Annotated in this window: 25 protein-coding genes and 1 pseudogene; 16 read left to right on the top strand and 10 right to left on the bottom strand. The window is 70.3% G+C overall.

The genetic code is table 11. The annotated features are described in order from the left end of the window. The 4 genes and pseudogenes from ACX80L_RS03840 to ACX80L_RS03825 all read left to right on the top strand — a co-directional run. Entirely contained in the window at window positions 1-729 is a 729-nt protein-coding gene (locus ACX80L_RS03840; protein WP_459287764.1) for an IclR family transcriptional regulator, read from the top strand. A 37-nt stretch (window positions 730-766) separates the two neighbouring features. Continuing rightward, window positions 767-2,095 carry a phenylacetate--CoA ligase PaaK gene (gene paaK, locus ACX80L_RS03835; RefSeq protein ID WP_459287762.1) on the top strand — a complete coding sequence of 443 codons (1,329 nt, stop codon included), beginning with the start codon at window positions 767-769 and terminating at the stop codon, window positions 2,093-2,095. Window positions 2,096-2,185: 90 nt separating this feature from the next. After that, window positions 2,186-2,458, top strand: a complete 273-nt coding sequence (locus ACX80L_RS03830; protein WP_459287760.1) for an alpha/beta fold hydrolase — start codon at window positions 2,186-2,188, stop codon at window positions 2,456-2,458. Next, window positions 2,418-2,888 (top strand): annotated as a pseudogene (locus ACX80L_RS03825) (alpha/beta fold hydrolase); the annotation flags it as partial. The gene ACX80L_RS03830 and the pseudogene ACX80L_RS03825, both read left to right, overlap by 41 nt. Before the next feature lie 19 nt (window positions 2,889-2,907). Here ACX80L_RS03825 and ACX80L_RS03820 read toward each other — a convergent pair. Both ACX80L_RS03820 and ACX80L_RS03815 read right to left on the bottom strand, forming a co-directional pair. After that, a complete protein-coding gene (locus ACX80L_RS03820; RefSeq protein WP_459287758.1) occupies window positions 2,908-4,554 on the bottom strand; it encodes a thiamine pyrophosphate-binding protein in 1,647 nt (548 codons plus the stop codon). Between the two features lie 210 nt (window positions 4,555-4,764). Further along, window positions 4,765-6,123 carry an MFS transporter gene (locus ACX80L_RS03815; RefSeq protein ID WP_459269065.1) on the bottom strand — a complete coding sequence of 453 codons (1,359 nt, stop codon included), beginning with the start codon at window positions 6,121-6,123 and terminating at the stop codon, window positions 4,765-4,767. 262 nt (window positions 6,124-6,385) lie between these two features. Here ACX80L_RS03815 and ACX80L_RS03810 point away from each other — a divergent pair, with 262 nt between their 5' ends. The 5 genes from ACX80L_RS03810 (at window position 6,386) to ACX80L_RS03790 (ending at window position 10,275) form a co-directional block, all read left to right on the top strand. Further along, on the top strand, window positions 6,386-7,234 hold the full coding sequence (locus ACX80L_RS03810; RefSeq protein WP_459287756.1) for an HpcH/HpaI aldolase/citrate lyase family protein: 849 nt from the start codon (window positions 6,386-6,388) through the stop codon (window positions 7,232-7,234). Between the two features lie 104 nt (window positions 7,235-7,338). Next, complete coding sequence (locus ACX80L_RS03805) at window positions 7,339-8,163, top strand: DUF4397 domain-containing protein (RefSeq protein ID WP_459287754.1); 825 nt, start codon at window positions 7,339-7,341, stop codon at window positions 8,161-8,163. Window positions 8,164-8,233: 70 nt separating this feature from the next. Then, the gene (locus ACX80L_RS03800) at window positions 8,234-8,896 is read left to right on the top strand and encodes a class F sortase (RefSeq protein WP_459287752.1); all 663 of its coding nucleotides are present in this window, start codon (window positions 8,234-8,236) and stop codon (window positions 8,894-8,896) included. Between the two features lie 70 nt (window positions 8,897-8,966). Continuing rightward, window positions 8,967-9,530 (top strand): RNA polymerase sigma factor, encoded by a 564-nt coding sequence (locus ACX80L_RS03795; protein ID WP_244186255.1) that lies wholly within the window; start codon window positions 8,967-8,969, stop codon window positions 9,528-9,530. After that, the gene (locus ACX80L_RS03790) at window positions 9,517-10,275 is read left to right on the top strand and encodes an anti-sigma factor domain-containing protein (RefSeq protein ID WP_459287750.1); all 759 of its coding nucleotides are present in this window, start codon (window positions 9,517-9,519) and stop codon (window positions 10,273-10,275) included. The genes ACX80L_RS03795 and ACX80L_RS03790 overlap by 14 nt, the downstream gene beginning before the upstream one ends. On the opposite strand, the gene ACX80L_RS03785 is transcribed toward ACX80L_RS03790, so the two are convergent. Beyond that, on the bottom strand, window positions 10,272-10,502 hold the full coding sequence (locus ACX80L_RS03785) for a zinc-ribbon domain-containing protein (protein ID WP_459267892.1): 231 nt from the start codon (window positions 10,500-10,502) through the stop codon (window positions 10,272-10,274). The genes ACX80L_RS03790 and ACX80L_RS03785 overlap by 4 nt on opposite strands. A gap of 106 nt (window positions 10,503-10,608) precedes the next feature. Next, window positions 10,609-12,066: an MFS transporter gene (locus tag ACX80L_RS03780; protein WP_459287748.1), complete on the bottom strand. Its 1,458-nt coding sequence runs from the start codon at window positions 12,064-12,066 to the stop codon at window positions 10,609-10,611. 116 nt (window positions 12,067-12,182) lie between these two features. Here ACX80L_RS03780 and ACX80L_RS03775 point away from each other — a divergent pair, with 116 nt between their 5' ends. The 3 genes from ACX80L_RS03775 (at window position 12,183) to ACX80L_RS03765 (ending at window position 15,150) form a co-directional block, all read left to right on the top strand. After that, the gene (locus ACX80L_RS03775) at window positions 12,183-12,848 is read left to right on the top strand and encodes a TetR/AcrR family transcriptional regulator (protein ID WP_459287746.1); all 666 of its coding nucleotides are present in this window, start codon (window positions 12,183-12,185) and stop codon (window positions 12,846-12,848) included. A 236-nt stretch (window positions 12,849-13,084) separates the two neighbouring features. Beyond that, window positions 13,085-13,759: an ABC transporter ATP-binding protein gene (locus ACX80L_RS03770; RefSeq protein ID WP_459288085.1), complete on the top strand. Its 675-nt coding sequence runs from the start codon at window positions 13,085-13,087 to the stop codon at window positions 13,757-13,759. Beyond that, window positions 13,756-15,150, top strand: a complete 1,395-nt coding sequence (locus tag ACX80L_RS03765; RefSeq protein ID WP_459287744.1) for an FtsX-like permease family protein — start codon at window positions 13,756-13,758, stop codon at window positions 15,148-15,150. Before ACX80L_RS03770 ends, ACX80L_RS03765 begins: the two co-directional genes overlap by 4 nt. 16 nt (window positions 15,151-15,166) lie before the next feature. Here the strand turns inward: ACX80L_RS03765 and ACX80L_RS03760 are convergent, their stop codons facing one another. From ACX80L_RS03760 to ACX80L_RS03750, 3 genes are all read right to left on the bottom strand, one after another. Beyond that, window positions 15,167-16,249, bottom strand: coding sequence for a fatty acid desaturase (locus ACX80L_RS03760; protein WP_133081469.1), 1,083 nt, complete (start codon window positions 16,247-16,249; stop codon window positions 15,167-15,169). 117 nt (window positions 16,250-16,366) lie between these two features. Further along, a complete protein-coding gene (locus ACX80L_RS03755; protein WP_459287741.1) occupies window positions 16,367-16,996 on the bottom strand; it encodes a flavin reductase family protein in 630 nt (209 codons plus the stop codon). Between the two features lie 4 nt (window positions 16,997-17,000). Beyond that, on the bottom strand, window positions 17,001-17,840 hold the full coding sequence (locus tag ACX80L_RS03750; protein WP_459287739.1) for an SDR family oxidoreductase: 840 nt from the start codon (window positions 17,838-17,840) through the stop codon (window positions 17,001-17,003). A gap of 115 nt (window positions 17,841-17,955) precedes the next feature. Here ACX80L_RS03750 and ACX80L_RS03745 point away from each other — a divergent pair, with 115 nt between their 5' ends. Together ACX80L_RS03745 and ACX80L_RS03740 are read left to right on the top strand one after the other, a co-directional pair. Then, the gene (locus ACX80L_RS03745; RefSeq protein WP_459287737.1) at window positions 17,956-18,759 is read left to right on the top strand and encodes an SGNH/GDSL hydrolase family protein; all 804 of its coding nucleotides are present in this window, start codon (window positions 17,956-17,958) and stop codon (window positions 18,757-18,759) included. 82 nt (window positions 18,760-18,841) lie between these two features. Then, window positions 18,842-20,035, top strand: coding sequence for an MFS transporter (locus ACX80L_RS03740; protein ID WP_133081465.1), 1,194 nt, complete (start codon window positions 18,842-18,844; stop codon window positions 20,033-20,035). Between the two features lie 87 nt (window positions 20,036-20,122). On the opposite strand, the gene ACX80L_RS03735 is transcribed toward ACX80L_RS03740, so the two are convergent. Further along, complete coding sequence (locus ACX80L_RS03735; protein WP_459287735.1) at window positions 20,123-20,779, bottom strand: histidine phosphatase family protein; 657 nt, start codon at window positions 20,777-20,779, stop codon at window positions 20,123-20,125. 360 nt (window positions 20,780-21,139) lie between these two features. On the opposite strand from ACX80L_RS03735, the gene ACX80L_RS03730 reads away from it, so the two are divergent. Beyond that, on the top strand, window positions 21,140-22,057 hold the full coding sequence (locus tag ACX80L_RS03730) for an SDR family oxidoreductase (protein WP_459287733.1): 918 nt from the start codon (window positions 21,140-21,142) through the stop codon (window positions 22,055-22,057). A gap of 109 nt (window positions 22,058-22,166) precedes the next feature. On the opposite strand, the gene ACX80L_RS03725 is transcribed toward ACX80L_RS03730, so the two are convergent. Beyond that, the gene (locus tag ACX80L_RS03725; RefSeq protein WP_459287731.1) at window positions 22,167-23,180 is read right to left on the bottom strand and encodes a hypothetical protein; all 1,014 of its coding nucleotides are present in this window, start codon (window positions 23,178-23,180) and stop codon (window positions 22,167-22,169) included. A gap of 128 nt (window positions 23,181-23,308) precedes the next feature. Between ACX80L_RS03725 and ACX80L_RS03720 the strand changes: the two genes are divergently transcribed. Beyond that, on the top strand, window positions 23,309-23,809 hold the full coding sequence (locus ACX80L_RS03720) for a DUF456 domain-containing protein (RefSeq protein WP_459287729.1): 501 nt from the start codon (window positions 23,309-23,311) through the stop codon (window positions 23,807-23,809). A gap of 4 nt (window positions 23,810-23,813) precedes the next feature. Here ACX80L_RS03720 and ACX80L_RS03715 read toward each other — a convergent pair whose 3' ends face one another. Continuing rightward, window positions 23,814-25,583, bottom strand: a complete 1,770-nt coding sequence (locus ACX80L_RS03715; protein WP_459288083.1) for a glycoside hydrolase family 15 protein — start codon at window positions 25,581-25,583, stop codon at window positions 23,814-23,816. Window positions 25,584-25,681: the final 98 nt, after the last annotated feature.

Raw genomic sequence — 25,681 nt, 5'->3', positions numbered from 1 at the left:
ATGCGCACGGCGGACGCGGAGCACGGAACCACGACGGCGGCCCCGCCGGCATCCCAGACGCTGTCACGGGGGATCCGGGCACTCGAGCTCCTGGCCGACGCACCGGACGGACGGACGACGGCGGAAGTCGCCGGGGCACTCGGCGTCCACCGCTCCATCGCCTACCGGATCCTGAGGACGCTCGAGGAACACTCCCTGGTGGTCAGGGACGCGGGTGGACGGTTCAAGGCCGGCCCGGGACTCGCGAACCTGGCCCGGGGAGTCGCGCCCCGGCTGCAGACGGCCGCACTGCCGGAGCTCACGGCCGTCGCGGGCGAGCTGCAGATGACCGCGTTCATCGCCGTGTGGGACCGGCGCCACTGCGTCACCCTCGTGGCCGTGGAGCCGCCGCACGGCGAAGGCACCCTCGTCCAGCGCCCCGGCTCACGCCACCCCTTCGACGCGGGGGCACCCGGCATCGCCATCCAGTCGGCGCTCACCGAGGCCTCCTGGGAGCGCCTGGCGCCGGGCGAACCGTACCGGGCGGAGTCGAGGACCGCCGCCACCGTCGGGTACGCCACGAGCCGGGACGAGGTCATCCCGGGTGTCAGCAGCGTCGCGGCCCCCATCCGGGTCCGCGGCCAGCTCCCCGCGGCGCTCGCCGTCGTCTTCCTGGCCGGCGACCGACCCCTCGAGGACATCGGTTCCCGCGTCGCCGCGGCGGCGAACGCCGTCGAGTCCGTCCTCTGATGCCCGCCCCCCTGACCTGATCTGCGAAGGAGCAGCCATGACCACCCTCCCACTCCGCGCGAGCGAAGCGGATCCTGCCACCCTCGACGTCGAGGAGACGTGGTCGCGCGACCACCTGGAGACCGTCCAGCTTCACCGGCTGAAGTCCACCCTCGCCCACGCGTACGCGAACGTGCCCCTGTACCGGCGGAAGTTCGACGACGCCGGCGTGCACCCGGACGACCTCCGCGAGTTGGCGGACCTCGCGGCCTTTCCCTTCACCACCAAGGAGGACCTGCGCAGCACGTACCCGTTCGGCATGTTCGCCGTGCCGCAGGAGCGCATCGCGCGCGTCCACGCGTCGTCGGGCACGACCGGCCGGCCGACGGTCGTCGGGTACACCGCCGGGGACCTGGACCGCTGGGCCTCGCTGGTGGCCCGCTCGCTGCGCGCCTCCGGTGTGAAGGCAGGCTGGAAGGTCCACAACGCCTACGGCTACGGGCTGTTCACCGGCGGGCTGGGCGCCCACGCAGGAGCCGAGCGGCTCGGCTGCACCGTCATCCCCATCTCCGGCGGGCAGACCGAGCGGCAGGTGCAACTCATCCGGGACTTCGAACCGGACGCGATCCTCGCCACGCCCACCTACCTCCTGACGATCCTCGACACGATGGCCGCCGCGGGGATCGACCCGCGCACGACGTCGCTGAAGACCGCGGTGCTCGGGGCCGAGCCGTGGACGGAGGGCATGCGCCAGGAACTCGAGGGACGCATGGGCTTCGACGCCTGTGACATCTACGGCCTGTCCGAGGTCATGGGCCCCGGCGTCGCCGGTGAATGCGTGGAGTCCAAGGACGGCTCGCACGTGTGGGAGGACCACTTCCGCCCCGAGATCATCGATCCGTTCACGGAGAAGGTGCTCGACGACGGTTCGGCGGGCGAGCTCGTCTTCACCTCCCTGACGAAGGAGGCGCTGCCGATCATCCGCTACCGCACCCACGACCTCACCCGCCTGCTGCCCGGCACCGCACGACCGGGGATGCGCCGGATGGAGCGCATCACGGGTCGGAGCGACGACATGGTGATCGTGCGTGGCGTGAACCTCTTCCCCACGCAGGTCGAAGAACTGGCCCTGGCCATCCCGGCCCTGAGCCCGCACTTCCAGCTCGAGCTCACGCGTCCCGAGGGCCAGCGGATGGACCAGCTGACCGTCAAGGTGGAACCACGTGAGGGCGTCAGTGCTGCCGACGCCACCGCGGCGGCGGAGGAGCTGCGGCACCGGATCAAGACGCACATCGGCTCCACGTGCGCCGTCGCCGTCGTCGAGCAGGGGTCCCTCGTGCGGTCCAGCGGGAAGCTCAGGCGGATCTACGATCTCCGGCCCCGCTGATCCCACCGGTTCCATGCGGACCCCGACCGATGGTTTCCGGGGCCCCGGTACGTCTACAGGTGACGACGCCGGTCCGGGGCGTCCCGGCCGATGGGAGTGGACACCATGACGACGTTCGTACTGATCCATGGAGGAGGCTCGACCGCCTGGGACTGGCACCTCGTGAGCGCGGTGCTGCAGGAGTCCGGTCACGACGTGGTGGCAGTGGACCTGCCGAGCGAGGACGCCGGCGACCCTCGGGGACTACACCACCACTGTCGGCTCCGCTGCCGGTTCCGCTGTCGGCTCCGCTGCCGGCGGGAGCCGCGACGCCGTCGTCGTCGGGCATTCCCTGGGCGGATTCACCGCACCGTTGGTGTGTGACGCACTGGGCGCCGCCGGCCTCGTGTACCTCGCCGCGATGATCCCGCTGCCGGGTGAGTCGTTCGCCGACTGGTGGACGAAGACCGGGCACGATTCCGAGGAGATCGCCGACGACCCCGAGGTGCTGTACTACAACGGAGTGCCGGACGAGCTCGCCCGCGAGGCACGGGCCCGGGAGCGTGACCAGCAGGGCGCCTGGCTGTCGCTGCCGTGGCCGGGCCGGCACCCCGAGATCCCCACGATGGCGATCCTGTGCCAGGACGACCATCTCTTCCCCGCCCCCTTCATGCGACGGCAGGTGCGCGAGCGCCTCGGGATCGAACCGGTGGAGATCCCCGGCGGGCACTACGCGGCCCTCGGCAATCCCCGGGCTGTCGCATCGGCGCTCGACGGCTTCGCCCGCCGGATCGCCCCGGCGCCCACCGGATGAGCTGCACCGCCGGTGGGCCTCAGCGGCTCCCGGTGGCGACGGCGACGATCTCCTGCATGTACGGCGCCACGACCTGCTGCGAGATCTTGCAGTCGAGCAGGAGGACGCCGTCGTCGTCGGAGGCGAGCCAGTCCTCGACGGCGGTGAGGTCGCCGAGGGAGGCGATGGTGGCGGACCGGGCCCCGAAGGCGGCGGCGACGGCGGCGAAGTCCACCTCCTCGATCATCATGGGCCGCGAGTCGATGCCGCGGACGGCATACTGGTGGATCTCGGCTCCGTAGGCGGCGTCGTTGAAGACCACGATGACCGCGCGTCGAGCGGTGCGGATGAACGAGTCGAGGTCCGCGAGCGCCATGAGGGCGCCGCCGTCGCCCGTGCACAGGACGATCGTGGAGTCCGGCAGGGCCCGGGCCGCCCCGACCGCGCTGGGGAAGCCGAGCCCGATGGTCTGGTACGCGGTGCCCACCATGATCAGGCGGTTCGGCGCGGGAACGTGCAGGTAGCCCGGCGCCCAGCCGATGAAGTGGCCGCCGTCCTGCACGATCGTGCGGTCGGCCGGCAGCATCCGGTCCAGCACGCGGCACAGGCTCCGGGGGTCGAGGCGGCCGTCGGGGGCCGTCGGCGCACCGTCGTCGCGCGCGTCGTGGGCGCGCAGTGCGGCATCGGCTGCGATGGTGCTCCAGCGGTGGGCTCCGTCCCGGCGTTCGACGGCGGCGAGGAGCGCCTCGGCGGTGAGCCTCGCGTCACCCCGGACGAAATCGGTGACGGCCGGTGAGGTGGGGCCCGCGGCGACATCCACCTGGACGACCCGGGCGGTCGGGCCGAAGGAATGCCCGAAGCGCGTCGTGAACTGGTTGAGGTGCGCGCCGAGCACCAGCACGACGTCGGCCTGTTCGATGAGGTGCGCGGTGCGCTCCGACGCCCAGCCACCGGCGATACCCAGCGCACCCGCGTCGTCGCCGAACAACCCGGCGCCGAGACCGGAGGTCGCGGTCAGTGCACCGAGGCTCGAGGCGAGGGCACGTACCGCCTCTCCGGCTCCGCTCACCCACGCACCCCGGCCGGCCAGGACGAGGGGGCGCTCGGCCGACGCGAGGATCGCCGCGACGCGTTCGACATCCTCCCCGGTCGGCGGGTCGAGGGGCGCGGCGGCAGGTGCGGGAGCGGCGTCCTCCTCCAGGGCCTCGACGGCCGCGAGATCGTAGGGGATCGCGAGGACCACGGCCTCCCGGTGACGCAGGGCATGGTCGACGGCGGCCGCCGCGACGGCCCGGGGACGACCTGCCGAGACGGTGAATGTGGTGGCGCCGAGGCCCTTGGCCACCTGGGACTGGTCGACGTCCCACGGGCGCATCCCTGCCGTGGGCGCATCCCCGACCACGAGCACCAGCGGGATGCCGGCCTGGACCGCCTCGGCGAGAGGGGTCAGGGCGTTGGTGAATCCGGCACCGTAGGTGGTGGTCGCGACGGCGAGCCGCCCACTGGCACGGAAGTAGGCATCGGCTGCGGCGACGGCGCCGGCCTCGTGCCGGACGGCGGTGTAGTGCAGGGCCGGTGCGGCCAGGACGGCGTCGAGGAAGTGGGCGTTGCCATTGCCCATGACGCCGAAGACCTCGGAGGTGACGGGCAGGAGGGCGGAGACGATGCTCGCGGAGACGGTGGCCATCGGGAATCCTTCAGGGCGAAGTCCCCGAGCGGCGATGGTGCAGGCACACGGTCAACCCGGAGGACTTGGTGGGTGAGTTCCGTATGTGCCTCGGGCGACGGCGCCCTTATTGCCTCTTTTTCAGGCACGGCGCCCGTGGCGCCCGACGCTCGCCACTATAGCGGAAGGACGGGTGGCACCCACCCGTCCTTCCGCGTACCCGTGGATCGGCTACGGGGTGACGCGGGCGTCCGCATCCTCCGTCTCCGCCTCGAGCGGTGCACCCTTCGTCTCCCTCACCATGCTCGCCCCGATGAACGAGATCACGCAGAGCACCATGATGTAGATGCCGATCGACCCGGACCAGCCCGTGCTCCCGAGCAGTGCCTGGGCGATGAGTGGCGCGAAGGCCCCGCCGAGGATGGCGCCGAGTGCGTAGCCGATGCCGATACCGGAGTAGCGGACGTTCGCGGGGAACATCTCGGCGTACATCGCGGACATGGGGCCGTAGGACAGCCCGAGCCCGATGGTCAGGATGAAGATGGCGATGCCGTAGGCCCAGATGTTGCGGGTGTCGATCATCATGAACATCGGGATCATCCAGACGAAGATGAGTGCATACCCGATCTGGAACGTGCGGACGCGTCCGATCCGGTCCGAGAGGATGCCGCCGTAGAGGGTGAAGATGAGCCAGCCGAAGGAGGCGAGCAGCGTCGCCAGGAGCACGGGCGCGGCCGGCATCCCGAGGCTCTTCTGGGCGTACGAGGAGAGGAAGGCGATGACGAGGTAGCCGGCGGCGTTGTTGCCGATGAAGATGACCGCGGCGAGGACGACCTGCTTCTTGTTGGTCCTCAGCAGGCTCCGCAGGGGAGTGGCGGTGTCACGCTTGCGCTCGATCATCCGCTTGAACACGGGAGACTCGGCGACGGCGGCGCGGATGAAGTAGCCGACGACGATCAGGACGACGGAGAGCAGGAACGGGATGCGCCAGCCCCATTCGAGGAACGCCTCGGGGGACAGGGAGCTGCGCAGCAGGAACAGGACCAGGGTGGCCAGGATCATGCCGACCGGGACGCCGATCTGCGGGTAGGCCCCCCAGAAGCCGCGCTTGGCCACGGGTGCGTGCTCGACGGCCATGAGGGCCGCGCCGCCCCACTCCCCGCCGGCGGAGAAGCCCTGCAGGATGCGCAGCAGCATGAGGAGGATCGGCGCCCAGACGCCGATCTGCGCGTAGGTGGGCAGCAGCCCGATCAGGGCCGTGGATGCGCCCATCATGATGAGCGTGAAGACGAGCATCGCCTTGCGGCCCATCCTGTCGCCCAGTCGGCCCGCGATGACCGCGCCCAGGGGACGGAAGAAGAAACTGATACCGATCGTGGCCCACGCGACGAGCTGTGCGAGCCCGGGGCTCTCCGTCTCCAGGGGGCCGAAATAGACGGTCGCGAAGACGAGTCCCGCCGCCTGGGCGAAGATGAAGAAGTCGTACCACTCGATGGTGGTGCCGACCATCGTCCCCGCCAGGACCTTGCGGTCGGCAGCGCTCATGCCCCGCCGTCCGGTGGGCTCTGCCCGTTCTGAAGCCAATGCCATGAAAAACCCCTTTGTCTTTCGGTGCGTGCTGCTGATCCTCCCGGGCGGTCGACGTCCGGAGGAGGCGCTGGGGCGCCATCGAGTACGAAATCGTATACGAATGGTAGGCTCCGTGCAGGGAGCGGTCAAGGGTCCCTCCCCGCGCTCGCCGGGACGCCGGGAACCCGGACGCCGCTCCGGAGAGCCCTTTTGGTCGTAGTGTTCACGGACCGCACCCTGTCTCCGGTGGATAATGCCCCACAGTCCTCAGTACTGTTTGAGCATGGCCACCTCCCTCAGAAACAGCCGCGCAGCCGCGCTTCCCGCGAAGCTCTCCCGATCCTGGCTGCTGGCGTCCGCTGCTTCCGAGGACACGTTCATCCCGGCCCTCACGTCCGAGGCCGATTCCGTGGTGTTCGACATGGAGGACGCCGTTCCCGCGGCGGGCAAGGCCGAGGCCCGCGAGCGCGTGGTCGAGGCGCTGTCCACCGGCATGACGGCCTGGGTGCGCGTCAACGGCATCGAGACCGAGTACTGGGCCGAGGACCTCGCGGCCCTCTCGAATGCACCGGGTCTCCGCGGCGTCATGCTGGCCATGACGGAGAAGCCCGAGCAGGTGACCCACACGGCCATGCGCCTCCAGGCGGGTACGCCCGTCCTCGCCCTGATCGAGTCCGCGCTCGGCATCGAGAACGCGACGGCGATCGCCAGCGCGCCCGGTACCTTCCGCCTGGCCTTCGGCGTCGGCGACTTCCGTCGCGACACCGGTGCGTCCGATGATCCGATGGCGCTCGCCTATGCGCGTTCCAAGCTCGTGGTCGCCTCGCGCGTCGGGCAGTTGCCCGGCCCGATCGACGGCCCGACGGTCGGCGCCCTGGGAGAGGAGCTGCTCGAGGCCTGCAAGGTCACGGCTTCCATGGGCATGACCGGCAAGCTGTGCCTGCTCACGGACGCGACCGACACCATCAACCGGGGACTGTCGCCCAGCGAATCAGAGATCAACTGGGCTGCTGAACTGCTGCGTGAGCACGCCGCGGGTGCCGTGGTGGGCGACGGCTCCTACCTCCCCCGCCTCGCACGGGCGCAGAAGATCTCCTCGCTCGCCGACTCCTACGGTCTCTGGAACGCCTGAGCCGGAAAGATTCCTCGTCCTCCTGCATCCAAACGGCTGCGCCTCCGGGTATTACCGGATGTCAGTGGAAACAGCCCCCGAAGGGGCCGGATCGAGGAGATGTCATGCAAAGAAGCCTGTACGCCGTAGGAGCCGCCGCAGTCGTGGGAGCAGCGTCCATCGCTGCTCCGGCAACGGCCGCAGAAACACCAGCCGTCGCATCGCTGTCGGTGCTTCACGGCGTTCCTGATCTCACCGTCGATGTGTACGTCAACGGTGCCCTCACGCTGGACGACTTCGCTCCCGGCGAGCTGGCCGGTCCGCTGGAGTTGCCGGCGGGGGCCTACCAGCTGGCCGTCACGGCGGCGGATGCAGCCGACGCGAGCGCGCCGCTCATCGGTCCTGTCGACGTCGACCTGGCGGCGGGCGGGAACTACACCGCGACGGCCAATCTCGATGCCGAGGGGAACCCCACCGCGAATTTCTACACCAACGACCTCTCCGCCGTCGAGGCCGGCAAGACGAGGGTCACGGTCCGCCATGTCGCAGCCGCCCCCGCCGTCGACGTCCTCGCAGGGGGAGCGCCGATCCTCCAGAACCTCAGCAATCCGGGTGAGGCATCCCTGACCACGGACGCCGGCACGGTGTCGGCATCGGTGGCTGCCACGGGCACCACCGCTCCGGTGATCGGCCCTGCGGACCTCACCCTCCCCGAAGGCACATCGACGATCGTCTACGCCTGGGGAAGCCTCGAGGCGGGGAACCTCGCGCTGGCCACACAGGTCATCGAGGGCCTCCACTCCGCTCCCGGTGCCGTCCCCGGCGGTCAGTCCGGCCTCGCGGCAGAGGACGACAACGGAGCCGCCGTGGGCATCGGTGCCTTCCTGCTGGTGCTGCTCGGCGGTGCGGCAGCGGTCTCCCGCCGGCGGGCCGTCCGGGTCTCCAGCTAGCCGCGCGGGTGGGGAGGCGGCGTCGCCTCCCCACCCCGCGGAACCGTTCTCGAAAGGAGTATCCGAGACAGTGCAGTCCAGTCAGCGAGGAATCACCGCAGCCCTGCTCGCCGCCGTCGTCCTCGCCGGGTGCGCGCCGGGTGACACCTCGGCACCCCCGGAGCCGGCGCCGTCCATCTCGTCACCCTCGGCGGTTGCACCCGTTGCGCCCGCGGCCGACCCGGCGGCCCCGGCGACGGGCGCCACCGGCGTTCCCGTCCAGCCTGCAGATGCGGCGCTCAGGCCGGCGGATGCGGCTCCCGTGGCACTCGACATCGCGGGCACCGACATCTCGGTGAGGGTCGTCGACGTCGGGATCGATGCGAACGACGCAATGGAGATACCCGACAGTTTCTGGGAGGCCGGCTGGTACCGGTACGGACCCGCCCCCGGGGCCGAAGCCGGCAACGCTGTACTGGCAGCCCACGTGGACAGCCTCACGGAGGTCATGCCCTTCGCCCGGTTGAAGGATGTGCCCATCGGCACCATCGTCACCATCACCCTCGACGACGGGCGGTCCCTCGGGTACCGGGTCTCCGACGTGCGGAACATCCCGAAGGCGACGCTGGACGGATCGGAGATCTTCGCCCGCGACGGCGACCACCAGCTCAGGATCATCACGTGCGGAGGGGAATGGCTGCCGGACGAAGGCGACTACGAGGACAATGTCGTGCTCACTGCCCTGCCCCTCTGACTTGCCGCGGTGAGGGCGTAGGATCGCAGGACGCCGCGCCGGTGCGGCCCCCGCGCTTGAGGAGTGGACCGTGGCACCTCCGGGCCCTGAGTGGACGAGGGAGCTCGACCTCGAGTTCTCTGCAGGAGACGAGGGTGCCATGGCGGCTGCCTACCGGAGTTTCTCGCCCCTCGTCCACACGATCGCGCTCAGGTCGACGGGTGACCGGGCGGCGGCTGCGGACATCACGCAGGACGTGTTCGTCAGGGCCTGGCGCTTCAGGAGCAGCTTCGACCCGGAGTCCGGCACGGTACCGGGATGGATCCTGGGGATCTGCAGGAACGTCGTCCTCGACTCCCTGTCGGCGAAGGGCAGGCAGCAGCGATTGGTGATGCACTCGGCGGCAACCCCCGAAACCGGCGTCACCCGGGATCACGGGGTTGATACGATCACTGACCGGGTGGTCCTGGGGTCCGAACTCGAACTGCTCGGCGAGCCGCAGAGTTCGATCCTCAAGCTCGCCTTCTACGAAGACCTGACGCACCAGCAGATCTCGGCCCGCCTGAATCTCCCCCTGGGGACCGTCAAGAGCCACATACGGAGAAGCCTCGTGCACCTGCGGCAACGATTGGGGGAATGGAATGCAGCATCTTGACCCCGACCTCGTCGGTCTCGCTGCGCTCGACGAGCCCCTCGATCCATGGTCACGGGAGCACCTCGGCCTGTGCCATGCCTGCTCCACCGACGTGGAGGAGTTGCGGAGCGTCGTCATGGTCGCGAAGGCCGACGGGTCGACGACCGTGCTCGAGCCGCCGGGACCGGCGGTCTGGGAGGCCATCAGGACCGAACTCGGCCTGTCCGTGGACCTGGATGCCGACACGTCGGGTCCGCCCGTCCGCCGGCAGGAGGCGTCATCGGTCGTCGTGCCGATCCCGGACCGGCCCGCACGTGCCGGGCGTCGGTTCTCGGCGCGCTGGCTCGCCGTGGCGGCAGGAGTCGGGATCGTGGTGGGCGGAGGCGCCCTGTGGGGGATCCAGTCCCTGGGAACGGATCGGGAAACCGCCGTGCAGGCGCAGGCCGCGTTGGAGCCACTGCCCGGTTATTCAGGATCCGGCGAGGCCACCGTCTCGCGGGCGAGCGACGGCACCCGAACCCTCGACATCGACCTGACCGGCCCGGCGCCTGAGGGGTACCGGCAGGTGTGGCTGATCGCCCCCGACCTCGGGCAGATGTACAGCATCGGCCTGATGGACGGGGATCGCGGCAGCTTCGCCGTGCCCGCCGACATCGATCTGGCGCAGTTCCCCATCGTCGACGTCTCCGACGAACCCTTCGACGGGGACCCCTCCCACTCCAGCGTCAGCATGGTTCGGGGCACCATCGGGGGCATCAGCAGCTAGTGGGCCAGGGCGCGCTGTTCCGAGCCGCTGATCCTGGACGTCCCACCGCAGTTCGTGCAGACCTGCAGCCGCGTCCTCTTCAGGGTGATGAGCGGGATGAAGAACACCGAGAGCTTGGTCCTGCGCTCGAGGACCTGCTGCGGGGCATGCCGGCCGCAGTAGCGGCAGGTCGCCGAGCGGGTGAACCGGAGGTGCTCACGCGTGGTGAGGCCGAAGAGGAAGAACATGCTCCACCGTAACCGGACGGTCCGGTGGAGCGTTCTTCCCCTGCATGCCGCGCCGATCGCTTGCGGTGTCCGACGGGATGTGGGGCGGTACGTGGGGTGGCTGTCCTCAGTCGTCGATACCCGCCGTCGTGGTGCCCCGATGACGGCCCCGCACCGAGGGGGCAGCGAGCGCTGCCAGCAACGCCAGGACACCCACGCCCGCGGAGACCCAGAACCCGGCGGTGAAGGCGTGATCGGCGGGTGCGCCCAGGGCCGTGGTGTTCGACGTGATGAGGGCGGCGATGACGGCCGTCCCGATGCTGCTGCCGATGGTGCGCAGGACGGTGTTCGCGCTGATCGCCTCTCCGGTCTGGGTCGCAGGCACGCTCTCGACGATGGCGTTGGAGGTCGCCGCGAGGGCCATCCCGATGCCGATCCCGGTGAGGACTCCCGAGAGGAGGATCTGCCACTCCTCCGCATGGCCGAGGGCAGGGAGGGCGAAGGCGACGACGACGGCGACGGAGCCGACGATCATCGGCACCTTCGGGCCGATCCTGCGGATCAGGACCCCGGCGACCACGCCGGAGACGACCATCGCCGCGACCGTGGGGAGCAGGTACACGCCGGCCTCGCTCACCGACTTCCCGAAGCCGTAGCCGAGGACCGTCGGCAGCTGCAGGAGTGTCGGGACGAGGATGAAGGTCCCGAACATCGCGAAGCCGAAGGCCAGGGCGACGACGTGTGCGGTCCACACGCCGCGGTGGCGGAAGAGCCGCAGGTCGATCAGCGGCTCCGCGACACGCAGTTCCACGAGCACGAAGACGACGAGCAGCACGGTTCCTCCGCCGAGCAGGCCGATCGTCCTGCCGTCGGCCCACCCCCACGTCTGCCCCTCGCTGATGGCCAGCAGGAGCGCCACGAGGCCGAGGGACAGGATCCCCGCTCCGAGGGTGTCGAGGCGGCCGGGTGTGCGGACGGGTGATTCGGGCATACCGAAGATGGCACCGAGCAACGCGATCAGCACGAGGCCGGCGGGGATCCAGAAGAGCCAGTGCCAGGACAGCGACTCGACGATCGGGCCGGCAGCGACGATCCCGACGCCGGCGCCGATGCCGAAGATGGCCGACAGGAGGCCGATCGTGACGCTCACGCGTTCCTTCGGCAGCTCGTCGCGGACGATGCCGATCGAGAGCGGCATGACGGCGCCGGCGGCTCCCTGCAGGATGCGCGCGATGATCAGCACCGTCAGGTTGGTCGCGAGGGCGGCGAGGACCGCGCCGACCAGGAGCAGTGCGAGGACGACGATGAGGACCTTGCGCTTGCCGACCATGTCGCCCAGGCGACCGAGGATCGGGGTCAGCACCGCGGCGGACAGCAGGTATGCCGTCAGTACCCAGCTCGCCGAAGCGGTCGAGACGCCCAGGTCCTGTCCGATCGTTCCGAGCGCCGGAGCGACCAGTGACTGCAGGACGGCGAACGACAGTCCGCCGAGGGACAGGTAGGCGATGATCGCCGTGCCGCGGGGGCGCCCGGCGGAATCCTTCGGGGTCGGTCCCGTAGTGGGGCGCTGGGTGACGGTGGACATGGAGCTCCTCGGAGAAGTAAACGCGTGATTACTTTTCAGCATAATCACTGGTCCCCGCAAATCAACAATCGTTTACATGCGGTGTCCGCGGTCTACAGTGGGTGCGGAGGTACATCATGGCCAACGGGATGCAGGCGCCTTCGGAATCGCCTGGAACAGGGGAACAGCAGGCCGACGAGGTGCGGTCCGGACGGGACGCTACGGTCACGCGCCGCGCGCTCGTGCGGGCAGCCCGCAGGCGCTTCGCCACGGATGGCTACCGCGCGACGACCGTGCGGCAGATCGCGTCCGACGTCGGGGTCAACGTCGCGCTCATCAACCGGTATTTCGGGTCGAAGGAGGGGCTCTTCGAGGCGTGCATGAACCGGACCGTCGACGAGCTCGACACAGCGAACAGGGCTCCCGCGGTGGGCGTCGACGACGTGATCGGCCGGCTGATCACCCACGTGGTGGAATCGCCGAACGCCGACGATCCCCTGCAACTCCTCCTCCTGCTGCGCTCGTCCGGGGACGAGAACGCGGACCGCATCCGCCGACGGACCCTGGAGTCCTTCACCCGGAGGCTCGCCGGGGCGGCGGGATGGAGCACAGGGGATCCCGGTACCGAGCACCTGCTGGTGCGGGCGCAGATCGCCATGGCCACCATGCTCGGGTTGGTGATGCTCCGCACCTCCACCGGTGTGCAGCCCGCGGCATCGGCGACCTCCGACGATCTCACAGGCCCGCTCGGTGAGGTCTTCAGGGTGCTCCTGGCGGATCCCGGATCGGCGTCCCGGGCGTAGACCCGCCTCCCGCCACGGTATGAGGGGACCGGAAGCCGGTCAGCCTCCAGCCCGACGCGCGGGCGGGCCGGCAGCGGAAGCATGGAAACATGACCTTCCCACTTCCCGGCAGACCCCTGTCCATCTCACCCATCACGACACCCGCCACGACACCCGCTGCGCTGGATGCGGCCACCCCGTATCCCGTCAGCTCGACGCCGGCCGCCCGGGCCGCCGTGCTCAGCGCACGCGGCCTGATGAAGGCCTACCACGCGACGCGCGCTCTCTCCGACCTCAGCCTCGACATCCGGGCCGGTGAGTCCGTCGCCGTCATGGGTCCCTCCGGCGGTGGGAAGACGACACTCCTGCACTGCCTCGCCGGCATCATCACCCCGGACACCGGGCAGGTCCTGCTCCGGCACGACGACGGCGGCACCACCGACGTCGCGCGGCTCTCCGACCGGGACCGGTCCGCGCTGCGCCGCTCCACCTTCGGCTTCGTGTTCCAGCAGGGCCTGCTGATCCCCGAACCAACGGCACTCGAGAACGTGGCCGTCGCGCTGATGCTGCTCGGCGTCGACCGCTCGAGTGCCGAGCACTCGGCGGCGGGGTGGCTCGCCGCACTCGGCCTGGCGGGACTGGAGGACCGCCGCGTCGGTCAGCTGTCCGGCGGCCAGGCCCAGCGTGTCGCCATCGCGCGGGCACAGGTGTCCGGAGCGAGCGTGATCTTCGCCGACGAGCCCACCGGGGCGCTCGACTCCGGCACGTCGGCCGACGTCATGGATCTGCTCCTCCAGTCCACCACCGGCACGGGGAAGACGCTCGTCGTCGTCACGCACGACGACGACATCGCCCGCCGGTGTGCGCGCACCGTCCGGCTGCGTGACGGGCGCATCGTCAGCGACTCGCTGCATGCGGAGTCGGCAGCATGAGCGCCACCGGCGCTCTCGCCGTCCCGCCCGCCGTGGCACCGACCACGCCGCGCATCCCCGTCAAGGTGCCGCTCCGCCTCGCCTGGCTGCTCGCGCGTCCCTCGGCGGGCGGGCTCTCTGCCGCAGCCCTCCCGGTGACGGCCTTCGGGCTCGTGACCGCGCTCCTGCTGACCGTCGTCGCCGGCGGGCTCTCCTTCTTCCAGTGGCAGGACGAGACCGGCCAGCTCTACCTGGCGCTCGCCGCGATCGCCACGGCGCTCCTCGTGGTCCCGCTCGTGTCCCTCGGCGGATCGGCCGCACGGCTCTCCGCCCGCCGCCGCGATGAGCGGCTCGCGACCCTGCGCCTCCTCGGCGCCCCCGCCTCGACCGTCGCCGTCATGACCGTCGCGGAATCGGCCCTGCTGGCCGCCGTCGGCGCCCTCGCCGGGATCATCGGCCACCTGCTGCTGATCCCCGTGGTCCAGCTGATCCCCTTCCGGGGCCAGGCCCTGGGGGGATCGGTGTGGATGGGGCCCGGTCCCATCGCACTGGTGGCCCTGGGCGTGGTGCTGCTGGCGGCGGTGAGCGCGGTGCTGGGCCTGCGGACGATCGTGGTCTCCCCGCTCGGCGTGCGCACCCGCCGGCACGCACCGCGGATCCACTGGCTGCGTGCCGTCATCGGCATCGCCGTGATCGCCGTCGTGGTGACGGTTCTGAGCACTATCGGCGGAGTCGAGGACTTCGCCACCGTGGTGGTGGTCCTGGGGGTGGGGTTCGCCGGGGCGCTCGGTGTCCTCGACCTGGTGGGCCCGTGGATCATCGGGGTCCTGGCCCGCCGTCAGGTGCGCTCGGCGCGGACTCCTGAACGGCTCCTCGCCGCCCGCCAGATCCTCGACTCCCCGAAGGGCGCCTGGCGGCAGGTCAGCGGCGTCGCCATGACGTGCTTCGTGGCCGTCTTCGGAGGAACGGGAGCGGCGCTGATGAACTCGGCCGGGCCCCTCGAAGGCAGCGAACGCTTCCTGGGGGACGACGTGCGCACGGGCGTGCTCATCACCATCGTCGCGTCGTTCCTCATGGTGGCGTGCTCCGTGGGCGTCAACCAGTCGTCACTGCTGCTCGACCGGCGGGACCTCTACGTGAGCCTGGACCGGCTCGGCATGCCGGTTCCGACGATGAACGCCGCCCGCACGCGGGCGGTCCTGTTCCCGCTGATGGTCGTATCGGTGGGCAGCGCACTGACGGCGGTCGTCGTCGTGCTCCCGCTCGCCGGGCTTGCACTGATCTTCGCGCCGCTGTCCGTTGCCGTGATCATCGCCTGCCTCGCGGGAGGTGTCGGACTGGTGGCACTCGGCCTGCGGGCCACGCGTCCGGTCCTGACGCATGTCCTGCGTACTCCGGCCGCCGCGCTGTGACGCAGGCGGCCGGACGCTAGGGCCTGCGGAAGCGGTTGACCATGGGGCAGTCGAACGGATCCCGGGCGGCGAGTCCCACGCGGTTCAGGTAGGACACGACGGCCCCGTAGGACGCGGCCACGCCGACCTCGGTGTACGGCACGCGCAGCCGCTCGCAATGCTCCTTCACGATCACGGCGGCGCGGCGCAGGTGCGGGCGCGGCATGTCCGGGAAGAGGTGGTGCTCTATCTGGAAGTTGAGGCCGCCGAAGGCGTTGTTGACGAAAGAGCCACCGCGGATGTTGCGTGAGGTGAGGACCTGCTTCTGGAAGAAGTCCAGCTTGCTGTCCTTCGGTACCACGGGCATGCCCTTGTGGTTGGGGGCGAAGCTCGCCCCCATGTAGATGCCGAACACGGCGAGCTGGACGCCGAGGAATGCGAAGGCCATGCCGACCGGCAGGAACCAGAACAGGACGCCCAGGTACGCCCCGAAGCGGGCGCCGAGGAGTGCGAGCTCGACCCAGCGGCCCTTGATGGCACGGCGGGCGAACAGGGTGCTGATCGAGCGGGCGTGGAGGTTGATGCCCTCCATGGTGAGCAGCGGGAAGAACAGGTAGCCCTGGCGGCGCGTGATCCAGGCCTGGATGCCACGGGCCTTGGCGGCGTCCTCCTCGAGGAACGAGATGGTGTCCACCTCGATGTCCGGGTCCTTGCCGCGGGTGTTCGGATCGTTGTGGTGGCGGGTGTGCTTGTCCATCCACCACGCGTAGCTGATGCCGACGACGCCGGCGGCCAGGATGCGGCCGGACCAGTCGTTCGCGCCGCGGGTCTTGAAGATCTGGCGGTGCGAGGCTTCGTGCGCCAGGAACGCGACCTGCGTGAGGACGACTCCGAGCACGGCTGCCACGAGGAGCTGGAACCAGGTGTCACCCAGGAGCGCGAACCCCGTCCACGCCGCGCCCATGGCGAGGGCGAGGACCGCGAACACCGAGACGTAGAAACGCCGTCGGCGGTTCAGGAGGCCTTCCTTGCGGACCTGCTTGAGCAGGACGGAGTAGGAGGCGACGACGTCGTTCGGCCTGGAGATGCGGACGGTGCGCGGGGCGGCGGTAACGCTCATGTGGGTCCCTGGGGCTGACGGATGGCTTCCCAGCCCGGGAGTGGGGTGCTAAACCCGCAGATGTCCCCACTGTATGTCAGCACCCTGGGCGGCGCCTGCAGATGGGGTCGATCCAGGTCACGGAGTTGCGGTGTCGGCGTCATAGTGCCCGGGCCAATCCGCGACGGGGATCCGTGGGATCGAGCGGATCCTGCCGGCCGTGCCCCACTCGTCCCTGCCGAGACGCGAGAGCGGACGCAGCGCATCGATCGCGGGAAGGGCGCCGTCGAGGACATCCTCGGAGACCACCGCGTGCACCACTTCGCCGAAGACGAGCGTGCAGTCCCCCATGTCCTGGAGAAGGTGCAGCCGGCACTCGAGGGCGGCGGGGGATTCGAGGACGCGGGGCGGCCTGACCCTCGCACTGGGCTCGCGGGTGAGCCCGGTGGCATCGAATTCGCTGACGTCGGGCGGGAAGTCCGTGCCGGTCGCGTTGACGGCCTCGAAGAGGTGCTCGGGGGTGAGGCTGACCACGAACTCACCCGTGGCCTCGATGTTGCGCACGGAGTCCTTGCGGCCCACGGACGTGAACTGGACGATCGGCGGGTTCACCGAGGCGATGGTGAAGAACGAATGCGGGGCGAGGTTGTCCACGCCGTCCACCGAGGTCGAGGAGACCCACGCGATGGGGCGTGGGACCACCACCGAGGTCAGGAACCGGTAGAAGGCACGGCCGGCCTGCGGGTCGGGCACGATATCCCGGCGCACGGCCCTAGCCCCTCGCCGCGAGGAGCTCGCGCAGGCCGAGGGGGCGGCGCCCGGTGAGGCGCTCGACGTCGGGCGAGACCTCCGCCAGCTCGCCGCGGGCGATCGCGGTGTACGTGCTGACCCAAGCTTCGACCTGCCACCGTGGTGCCCCGTGGTGGGCGCGGGACGCCATCGCCTCGTCGTGGGTCTGGTCCTCGAAGCGGACGGTCGCGGGCGTGCACTCCGTGATGGTCGCCGCGGCGTCCGCCAGGGTGAAGGCCTCGGGCCCCGTCAGGTGGTACGTCCTCCCCGCGTGGTCGCCGGGCGCACACAGGACCGCGGCGGCGGAGCGTGCGACGTCGGCCTGCGCGACGGCGGCGAGCAGGCCGTCGCCGGCCGGACCGCGGATGACGCCGTCCTCCGCGAGCGAGGGGACGAAGTCGAGGTAGAGGCTGTCGCGGAGGAAGGTCCAGGACATGCCCGAACTGCGGATGTGCTCCTCCGTGTACCAGTGGTCGCGTCCGAGGAGGAACACGGCATCCGGGGCGGCACCGAGGAACGAGGTGTAGACGAGGTGCTGCACCCCCGCCTCCTTCGCCGCATCGACGAAGGTGCGGTGGGTCCCCACCCGGTCCGGTTCCTCGGCGGCGGACACCATGAAGAGGACATCGACCCCGGCGAGGGCCTCGACCGACGCGTCGAAGTCCGCATAGGTCGTTCGTCGGACGGTGGACTCGGGCAGGTGCTGTGCCCGGTCCGGGGACCGGACGGGCAGGACGAGCGGCACCTGTTCGGCGGCGAGCATCCGGGCGACGCCGCCGCCCACGGTGCCGGTCGAGCCTGTGACTGCGATGCGATGCTCCATGCTCCTCTCAGCCACGATCGCCCGTCGATTATTTCCGGCCTGCCGCGTGGGGGTTTCACCGGACGTTCGCCCCGTCGTCGCTCCCGGGTCGCCCGGCACCGCTAGGCTCCCTCGAATGGCGGGACGGTTCGTGGCGATCGGTGATTCCTTCACGGAGGGCGTGGGCGACTGGAACGCGACCTTCCCCAACGGTGTCCGGGGGTGGGCCGACCGCGTCGCCAAGCAGCTGGGACGCCAGGACCCGGAGTGGGAGTACGCGAACCTCGCGATCCGGAGCAAGCGCCTGCACCACGTCCGCGACGAGCAGGTGGACCGGGCCCTCGCGCTCAAGCCCACGCTCGTCAGTCTCTACGCCGGTGGCAACGACATCCTCGAACTCCGCATCGACATGGCTGCCCTCATGCGGTCGTACGAGTCGATGGTGGCGCGCATCGCCGGAGCCGGGGCACGCCCGCTCCTCTTCACCGGGTTCGACATCCCGCTGAGCCCCGTCTTCGAGCCGATGAAGCGGCGCAACTGGCTGTACAACGACCACGTGCGGCGCATCGCGCGCGCCTACGACGCCGTGCTGGTGGACTACTGGTGCTTCGAGGAGTACTCGGACCCGGGCCTGTGGGACGCGGACCGCCTGCACATGTCCCCGGCCGGTCACCGGAACCTCGCCGCCCATGTCCTGCGGTCCCTCGGCATCGACCATTCGCTGACCCCGCGCCTCCCCGACCGGAAGGAGTACGCGGGGCTCGTGGCCGGACTGCGCCGTGAGACGGCCTGGCTGGGGGAGTGGGTGGTGCCGATGTTCGGTCGCCGCCTGCGGAAGGTGACCCTGGGTGACGACCTGCAGCCGCGGTGGCCGGACCCCGTGCGGCCCGCGGACGGCCTGAAGCGCCTGGCCCGTGCCCGGTCGCCGGGCCGCGTGTAGCGGGAGCCGTTCGAGGCGCCGGCGCTCCGGGCATGGTAGCAATGGGAGGAATGAAACAGTCGCCGGCCCCGCGTCCTGCCCCATGAGGGGCCGGTTCCCCGCCGGGATTCCCAGAAGCTACATCCTGCTCGCCTGCATCGGCCTGGTGGCACTCAACCTGCGGGGCCCCATCGTGGCGGTCGCTCCGGTGGTGGATCGGATCCAGGCGGATCTTGGCTTCTCGCCCGCCCTGCTGGGGCTGCTCACCAGCATCCCGGTCCTGTGCTTCTCCCTCGCGGCACCACTCGCGTCCCTGGCCGCCAGAAGATGGGGTGCCGAGTTCGCGGTGACGCTGACCATCCTCGGCGTGCTGGCGGGCGTCCTGGTGCGTTCCGCCGGCGGCCCCGTGCTGGTGGTGTGCGGCACCGTGGTGATCGGCCTTGCGATCACGGTGGGCAACATCGCGGTCCCGCTGATCGTCCGGCGGGACTTCCCGCCGTCCCGGCAGGGGACGGCGATGGGGATCTACACCGCCGCGTTGAACATCGGATCCTTCCTCACCTCGGTGGTGACAGCGCCGCTCGCCGGGCTGGCCGGATGGCGGGTCGCGCTCGCCGCGGTCGCGGTCCTCGCCGTCGCGGCGGTGGCGGTCTGGACCCTGGCGGTGGGGCCGAGGACCGCCTTCTCGGTCTCGGCCGAGGACGGCGGCGACACGACGCTGCCGCCCGTACGTGGCTCCGGGTGGATCACTGCCGGGTTGACGGCAGGTTTCGCCATGCAGGCCTTCTCCTACTACGGACTGACGGCCTGGCTGCCGAGCTACCTGCATGACGAACTCGGCATGTCCGTCTCCGAAGCAGGTGCCGGATCGTCGATCTTCCAGATCCTCGCCATCGTGGGCGGCCTCGGAGTGCCGTTCGCCGCCCGGTTCCTGAGTACGACGGCAGTGGCCGTCACCGTCGGAGTGCTGTGGACGTCCGTCCCGGCCGGACTGCTCCTGGCGCCGCAGCTGTGGTGGTTCTGGTCCATCTGTGGCGGCATCGCCCAGGGCGGGGGCATCACGGTGATCTTCATCGCCATCATCCGGCTGGCCCGCGACCAGGCATCTGCCGGTCGCATGTCGGCGATCGTGCAGGGATCGGGCTACTGCCTGGCGGCAGCGTCGCCTCCGCTGCTGGGTTTCGTGCACGACACCACGGGATCCTGGACACCTGCGCTCCTGGTTCTGCTGGCGTCCGTGCTGATCTTCCTCTTCAGCACCACGGGCTCGGTCCGGCGGGTGCCGAAGAACCGCTGAGGCACGGTCGGACAGGAGGCTCGTCCCTGCCGGCGGTGCGGTGCCCGGGCGGGGCCGATCCGGGTCCCGCGGCCCGACCGCGGGACCTCAGGTGGACTGACCCGTGACGTCGTTCCCGGCGAACCCTTCGAGTGCCGGCCCTCCCAGGGGCTCCGGGTGCCACGAGGCGAGGTGCCACCGACCCGGGCCGCCGCTCAGGACGCTCATACCCGTGTTGTCGATGGTCAGGGTCCGCGCGCGGGCGGGGCTCAGGCCGGTGGCCACGGCGGTGTAGACCCTGATCGCGGCGCCGTGCGAGAAGACGGCGACCGACTGCTCCTGGGTGCTGTCCTGCACGATCCGCCGGATGGCGCGGTCGTACCGCTCGATGAACGCATGCCCGGTCGTGCCGCCGGGCATGCGTCGGTCGAGATCGCCCTCCATCCATCCGAGCAGGCACGTCGCATACGCCTCCGCGGAGACGGGATCACTCAGCATCTCCAGGCTGCCGGCACTGATCTCCTCCAGCCCGGGGACCACGCGGGTGTCGAGATCGAGCGTCGAGGCCAGCGGTTCGGCGGTCTGCTGCGTCCGGACGAGCGGCGAGGCGTAGATGCCCGAGAGGGCGATGCCCGCAAGGGCGGCAGGCACGGCGCGGGCCTGGTGCTCGCCGAGCGCGGTCAGTCCGGCACCCGGGAAAGCCGTATTCAGGGATCCGGCGACATTGTTCGGTGTCTGGCCATGACGGATCAGCAACAGCTCCATGGCACCGACTCTACGACCGCCGGTCGCTCCCGATGCGCGCCCCCTAGACTGGACGCACTATGGATCACATGCGCAGGCTCCGCACCCCGATCGTCTGGCTGGTCGTCGCCGCCCTCGTGCTCAGTATCGGCGCCGGCTTCTTCTCGGTCGTCTTCTGACCGTTCTCCCGTGCGACGGCACCGCGCGCCGTCGTAGCCGCCGGTGGCACGTCATGCCAGCGATCCGCGTGGCGTCCGGCGGGCTTGTCCGGGCTTTCCCCCGCGCCTAGGGTGATAAGTAGGCTTAGCTTCAGGGCCGAGCTGTCAACCAGCCAGGCGTCGACATGACGCGGCACACGCATTCTGTACAGGGAGAACACCTATGACCTCCGAGAGCACCTCAGGATCGACCGACCAGTACACCTTCCAGAACCCCGTCACCCGTTTCGAGAGCATCACCCCGCAGGCCAAGCAGACGGCCGAGCCGGGGCTCGAGTCCGACCTGGAGATCAAGGCGGACCGGGGGGAGACCTCCTACCGCGGGACGGGCCGGCTGCAGGGCCGGAAGGCCCTCATCACGGGGTCCGACTCCGGGATCGGCGCGGCGGTCGCCATCGCGTACGCGCGTGAGGGAGCCGACGTCGCCCTGTCCTACCTTCCCGAGGAGGAAGAGGACGCGCAGGTCGTCAAGGGCATCATCGAGGCGGAGGGCCGCACGGCCGTCTGCATCCCGGGTGACCTCAAGGACCCCGCGTACTGCACCGCCCTGGTGCAGCAGGCGGTGGACGGGCTCGGTGGGCTGGACATCCTCGTCAACAATGCCGGCAAGCAGGTGGCGGTCGAGTCCCTCGAGGAGCTGAGCGACGAGCAGCTGGACCACACCTACAAGACGAACATCTACTCGTTCTTCCGTGTGACCAGGGAGGCGCTCAAGCACCTCCAGCCCGGGTCGGCGATCATCAACAGCACGTCCATCCAGGCCTACGAGCCGTCACCGACACTCGTCGACTACGCGAGCACCAAGGCCGCGATCAACAACTTCACCAAGGGACTCGCGCAGCAGCTCGCGCCCAAGGGCATCCGCGTCAACGCCGTGGCACCCGGTCCCATCTGGACGCCGCTGCAGCCCTCGGGCGGACAGCCCGCGGAGGCGCTGCCCGAATTCGGGAAGGACACCCCGCTCGGCCGCGCCGGACAGCCGACCGAACTCGCCCCCGCCTACGTCTTCCTGGCCTCGTCCGAGGCGAGCTACGTGCTCGGTGAGACCCTCAACGTCAACGGCGGGATGCCCTCGCCCTGAGGCTTCCCGCAGGACGACGACAGCCCCGGACTCCTTCGAGTCCGGGGCTGTCGTCATCCTGGCTGCCGACCGTCCGGTCGCCGGCACCTCTCCGGTGCCTGTGCCGTATCTACTCCGTGGTCTCCAGGGCATCGAAGTCCGCGCGGTCGATCTTCCGGTGGTACCGCATGCCGGCGAGGCCACCCAGGATCGCCCCGACGAGCGCGACGGCGGCCACCACGAGCAGACTGATGAGTCCGGGGCCGGTGAGGTCGGCGGCGGACGGGACACCGAGGCCCTGGAACCGCTCGGTGACGTTGGCCTGGTTGCCGATGATGAACCCGATGACGGCGAGTACGACGGCGACGATGACGGCCCACAGCCAGACCGCGACCCCCTGCTTGACCCCGCTGAACCGGGCCATGCGGCCGGCCACGTAGCCACCGGCGAAGTAGGAGAGCAGCAGGACGACGCCCAGCACGACGGCGGCCGTGATGCCCGTGGTCTGCGCCTCGCCCGAACCGCTCGTCAGGTCCGCGGTGGAGAGGTTCGAACCGATGCCGAAGACCGCGGCAAGGGCCCCGACGAGGGCCGAGAGCAGCACGAACATGCCGGTGGCGGTGAGCCAGCCGAAGAAGGCCGAGCCGAACTTCATGCCGCCGAAGTGCTCCTTCTCGCGCTGGTGGAGCAGCTTGCGCTCCTCCAGGCCCGGAACACGCGATCCCGGAACGGCGCTCCGCGGGGCGGGCCGCTCACGGCTCCGATCGTCGCTGCGCGCGTCGGTCTCCTGCCGGGCCGCCACCACCGGGGCGACCTGCGTGTGCATCTTCGTGTCCTCGTCGCGCGGGACAGCCCTCGACGCGGAGATGGGCGCCTGGGTGTGCTCGCGGGTCGGGGTGCTGTCCGGTGCGTCCGAGTACATGCCGGGGACGTACTCGCCGCTGGAGTCGTCGTCGGCCGAGTATGCGCCGGGCACGTAGTCGCTCCCGCCGTCGTCCGTTCCCGTGCGGCCCGTGCCCGCTGCGCCGGCGCTGCTCGCGCCCGCGCCGGACCGTCCTGTGTCCAGCAGTTCCGTGGGGTTGTCGGAGTCGTCGGCGTGCCGGGAGCGGTCGCCCTCGTTGTTTCCTGTTGCCGGTGTGCTCATTGATCCTCCTGATCTCAGGGCCCGCAGGCTCGCTAAGGCGGCTTAGTATTCCCTCCAGTATTCCATGACCGGGGCCACGGGGCCCGTCCCTGGCCGCGCGTCACGCCCGTCGATGCAAGACTTGGGCCATGGATCTACAGGTGTTCATGACGGTGGTCTGCGGTGCGCTCATCGCCGTCGGTATCGCGGGAGTGGTGGTCCCGGTCCTGCCGGGCAGCATCCTGATCATCGTGTCACTGCTCATGTGGGCGCTGACCGTGGCCAGTACCGAGGGCTGGGTGGTCTTCGCGATCGGCACGGTCCTGGCCGGTGCCGGTCTCGGTGCCGGTGTGGTGCTCACGGGACGGACCCTCAGGCAGCGGCAGATACCGGGCCGGTCGGTGACCCTCGGGGTGCTGGCAGGGATCGCCGGCATGTTCGTGATCCCCGTGGTCGGCCTGTTCGTCGGTTTCGCCCTCGGCCTGTTCGCCAGTGAGTTCGCCCGCCAGCGCAATGCACGTGCGGCACTGGCCTCGAGCCTCCACGCCCTGAAGGCGACCGGGCTGGGCATCCTCGCGGAGCTGGGACTCGCCTGCCTCGCCGGCACCACCTGGGTGATCGGCGTCTGGGTCTACTTCGTCACGTCCTGACGGCTCAGGACTTGCCGGAGATGGACAGGGCGGCGACGATCAGGGCCAGATGGCTGAGCCCCTGCGGGAGATTCCCCATGAAGGAGTTGTCGGCAGGGTCGATCATCTCGGACATGAGGCCCACGTCGTTCCCCAGCGGCAGGAGCTCCTCCATCAGGTCCACGGCCTCGTCGCGGCGGCCCACGGCGACGAGCGCCGATACCAGCCAGTAGGCGCACGCCACGAAGGTCGCCTCCTCCTCCTGCATCCCGCTGTAGCGGTAGAGCAGTGGTCCTGCGCCGAGTTCCTCGCGCAGGGCGTCGATGGTGGCCGACATCCGCGGGCCCGTGTCGAAGCCGCTCATGGCGTGCAGGAGGATCGAGGCGTCAAGCTCCGTGGATCCGGGATACCAGATGTAGCTCTGCCGCTCCTCGGACCAGCCGTGCTCGTGGACCCAGTCGCGGATGCGGTCGCGCTCGGCGCTCCACCGCTCCAAGGGGCCCTGGAGCTGGCCTCGTTCGGCGAGCAGCACGGCGCACCGCAGCGCGTTCCAGCAGCCGAGCTTCGAGGTGACGTAGTGGCGTTCCTCTGGCAGTTCCCACATCCCGGCGTCGCGTCGCTGCCAGACATCGCAGGTCAGGTCGGCGAGGTCGGCGAGCTGTCGCATGGTCGCAGGATCGAGGACGTGGCCCGCCTGGACGTACTGCCAGACGATGTCGAACACGTCGCCGAAGACGCCCAGCTGCAGTTGCCCTGCCGCCGGGTTGCCGTCGACCACCGGGCCGTTGCCGCGCCAGCCGGTGAGGTCGGGGCGTCGCGTGCCGTCGGGGGTGTCGCCGTTCAGGCGCGTGAACACCTCGAGGTCCGAGCCCTGGGACCGCAGATTCTTGAGCATCCAGGACACGGCTCCGTGGACCTCCTCGCGAAGACCCGCGCGGGTGAGTGCGTGCAGCGTATAGGCGGTGTCCCGGACCCAGGCGTAGCGGTAGTCCCAGTTCTTGCCGCCGGACGCACTCTCGGGGAGCGACGTCGTTGCCGCAGCGGCGATGGCTCCGGACGGACTGTGCAGCAGCAGCTTCAGGGCCAGGGCGCTGCGCAGCACGGCGTGCCGGTAGTCGCCGTCATACCCGAAGTTGTCGGACCACGTCTGCCAGTTGCGGATGGTCCGGTCCACGCCGTCGTCGATGCTCTGGGGGTCCGGGAGCGGCAGCGGCTCCCCGTGCGTCGAGACGACGGCCACGAGATGGCGGGATCCCGCGGAGGTGGTGAAGGCTCCCTCGACGGATCGGCCCTGGGGGGTCTTCAGTCCGTGGTCGATCCCGAGGACTCCGAGCCCGACCGCGTCGATGCGCAGCACCGGGTGCTCCGGTCCTTCGTCGAGCCAGGGCGACGCCGTGCCGAAACAGGTGCCCGGCGCGACGGACCACGCCATGTGCACGGATCCGTCCAGCCCGTCGATGCGGCGGGCGAGCTCGCCCCAGGGCAACCTGCCCGCGACCCCGGTGTTCAGGGAATCGGTGACGCGGACAGTGCCCGTGGCCGTGGTGTACGTGGTCTCGAGGACGTTGGAGCCGTCCGCGTAGCGGCGCTCCACCGAGAACTCCGCCGTGGGGGCGAGGGAGATGAAACCCTCGTCGGCGTCCAGCAGGCGGGCGAACGTCGGCGTGGAGTCGAGGTCGGGCGTGGGGTACCAGTCGATCGAGCCGTCGAGCGCCACCAGCGCCACCGTCCGCCCGTCACCGATGGCGGCGTACGAACGGATGTCGGCGAAGCCGGCCTCGTCACGGAGTGCGATCGTCGGTCCTCCCGCCCGCGGCGCGCTGCTACCTGCCGTACTTGCCGTTGTACCGCGTCTTGTTGGCCCGGGGCTGCCCACCGCGGCGGTTGTTCAGT

The sequence above is a fragment of the Arthrobacter sp. MDT1-48-3 genome, from assembly GCF_054511015.1.
This window is presented reverse-complemented; position numbering and strand designations above follow the sequence as displayed.

Coding starts and splice junctions, on each gene's coding strand:
- paaK (WP_459287762.1), top strand. CDS start 767: ATGACCACCCTCCCACTCCGCGCGAGCGAAGCGGATCCTGCCACCCTC.
- ACX80L_RS03745 (WP_459287737.1), top strand. CDS start 17,956: ATGGCGGGACGGTTCGTGGCGATCGGTGATTCCTTCACGGAGGGCGTG.
- ACX80L_RS03735 (WP_459287735.1), bottom strand. CDS start 20,779: ATGGAGCTGTTGCTGATCCGTCATGGCCAGACACCGAACAATGTCGCC.
- ACX80L_RS03765 (WP_459287744.1), top strand. CDS start 13,756: ATGAGCGCCACCGGCGCTCTCGCCGTCCCGCCCGCCGTGGCACCGACC.
- ACX80L_RS03725 (WP_459287731.1), bottom strand. CDS start 23,180: ATGAGCACACCGGCAACAGGAAACAACGAGGGCGACCGCTCCCGGCAC.
- ACX80L_RS03820 (WP_459287758.1), bottom strand. CDS start 4,554: ATGGCCACCGTCTCCGCGAGCATCGTCTCCGCCCTCCTGCCCGTCACC.
- ACX80L_RS03775 (WP_459287746.1), top strand. CDS start 12,183: ATGGCCAACGGGATGCAGGCGCCTTCGGAATCGCCTGGAACAGGGGAA.
- ACX80L_RS03770 (WP_459288085.1), top strand. CDS start 13,085: ATGAAGGCCTACCACGCGACGCGCGCTCTCTCCGACCTCAGCCTCGAC.
- ACX80L_RS03805 (WP_459287754.1), top strand. CDS start 7,339: ATGCAAAGAAGCCTGTACGCCGTAGGAGCCGCCGCAGTCGTGGGAGCA.
- ACX80L_RS03730 (WP_459287733.1), top strand. CDS start 21,140: ATGACCTCCGAGAGCACCTCAGGATCGACCGACCAGTACACCTTCCAG.
- ACX80L_RS03790 (WP_459287750.1), top strand. CDS start 9,517: ATGCAGCATCTTGACCCCGACCTCGTCGGTCTCGCTGCGCTCGACGAG.
- ACX80L_RS03720 (WP_459287729.1), top strand. CDS start 23,309: ATGGATCTACAGGTGTTCATGACGGTGGTCTGCGGTGCGCTCATCGCC.
- ACX80L_RS03785 (WP_459267892.1), bottom strand. CDS start 10,502: ATGTTCTTCCTCTTCGGCCTCACCACGCGTGAGCACCTCCGGTTCACC.
- ACX80L_RS03740 (WP_133081465.1), top strand. CDS start 18,842: ATGAGGGGCCGGTTCCCCGCCGGGATTCCCAGAAGCTACATCCTGCTC.
- ACX80L_RS03840 (WP_459287764.1), top strand. CDS start 1: ATGCGCACGGCGGACGCGGAGCACGGAACCACGACGGCGGCCCCGCCG.
- ACX80L_RS03750 (WP_459287739.1), bottom strand. CDS start 17,840: ATGGAGCATCGCATCGCAGTCACAGGCTCGACCGGCACCGTGGGCGGC.
- ACX80L_RS03810 (WP_459287756.1), top strand. CDS start 6,386: ATGGCCACCTCCCTCAGAAACAGCCGCGCAGCCGCGCTTCCCGCGAAG.
- ACX80L_RS03815 (WP_459269065.1), bottom strand. CDS start 6,123: ATGGCATTGGCTTCAGAACGGGCAGAGCCCACCGGACGGCGGGGCATG.
- ACX80L_RS03760 (WP_133081469.1), bottom strand. CDS start 16,249: ATGAGCGTTACCGCCGCCCCGCGCACCGTCCGCATCTCCAGGCCGAAC.
- ACX80L_RS03780 (WP_459287748.1), bottom strand. CDS start 12,066: ATGTCCACCGTCACCCAGCGCCCCACTACGGGACCGACCCCGAAGGAT.
- ACX80L_RS03830 (WP_459287760.1), top strand. CDS start 2,186: ATGGGAGTGGACACCATGACGACGTTCGTACTGATCCATGGAGGAGGC.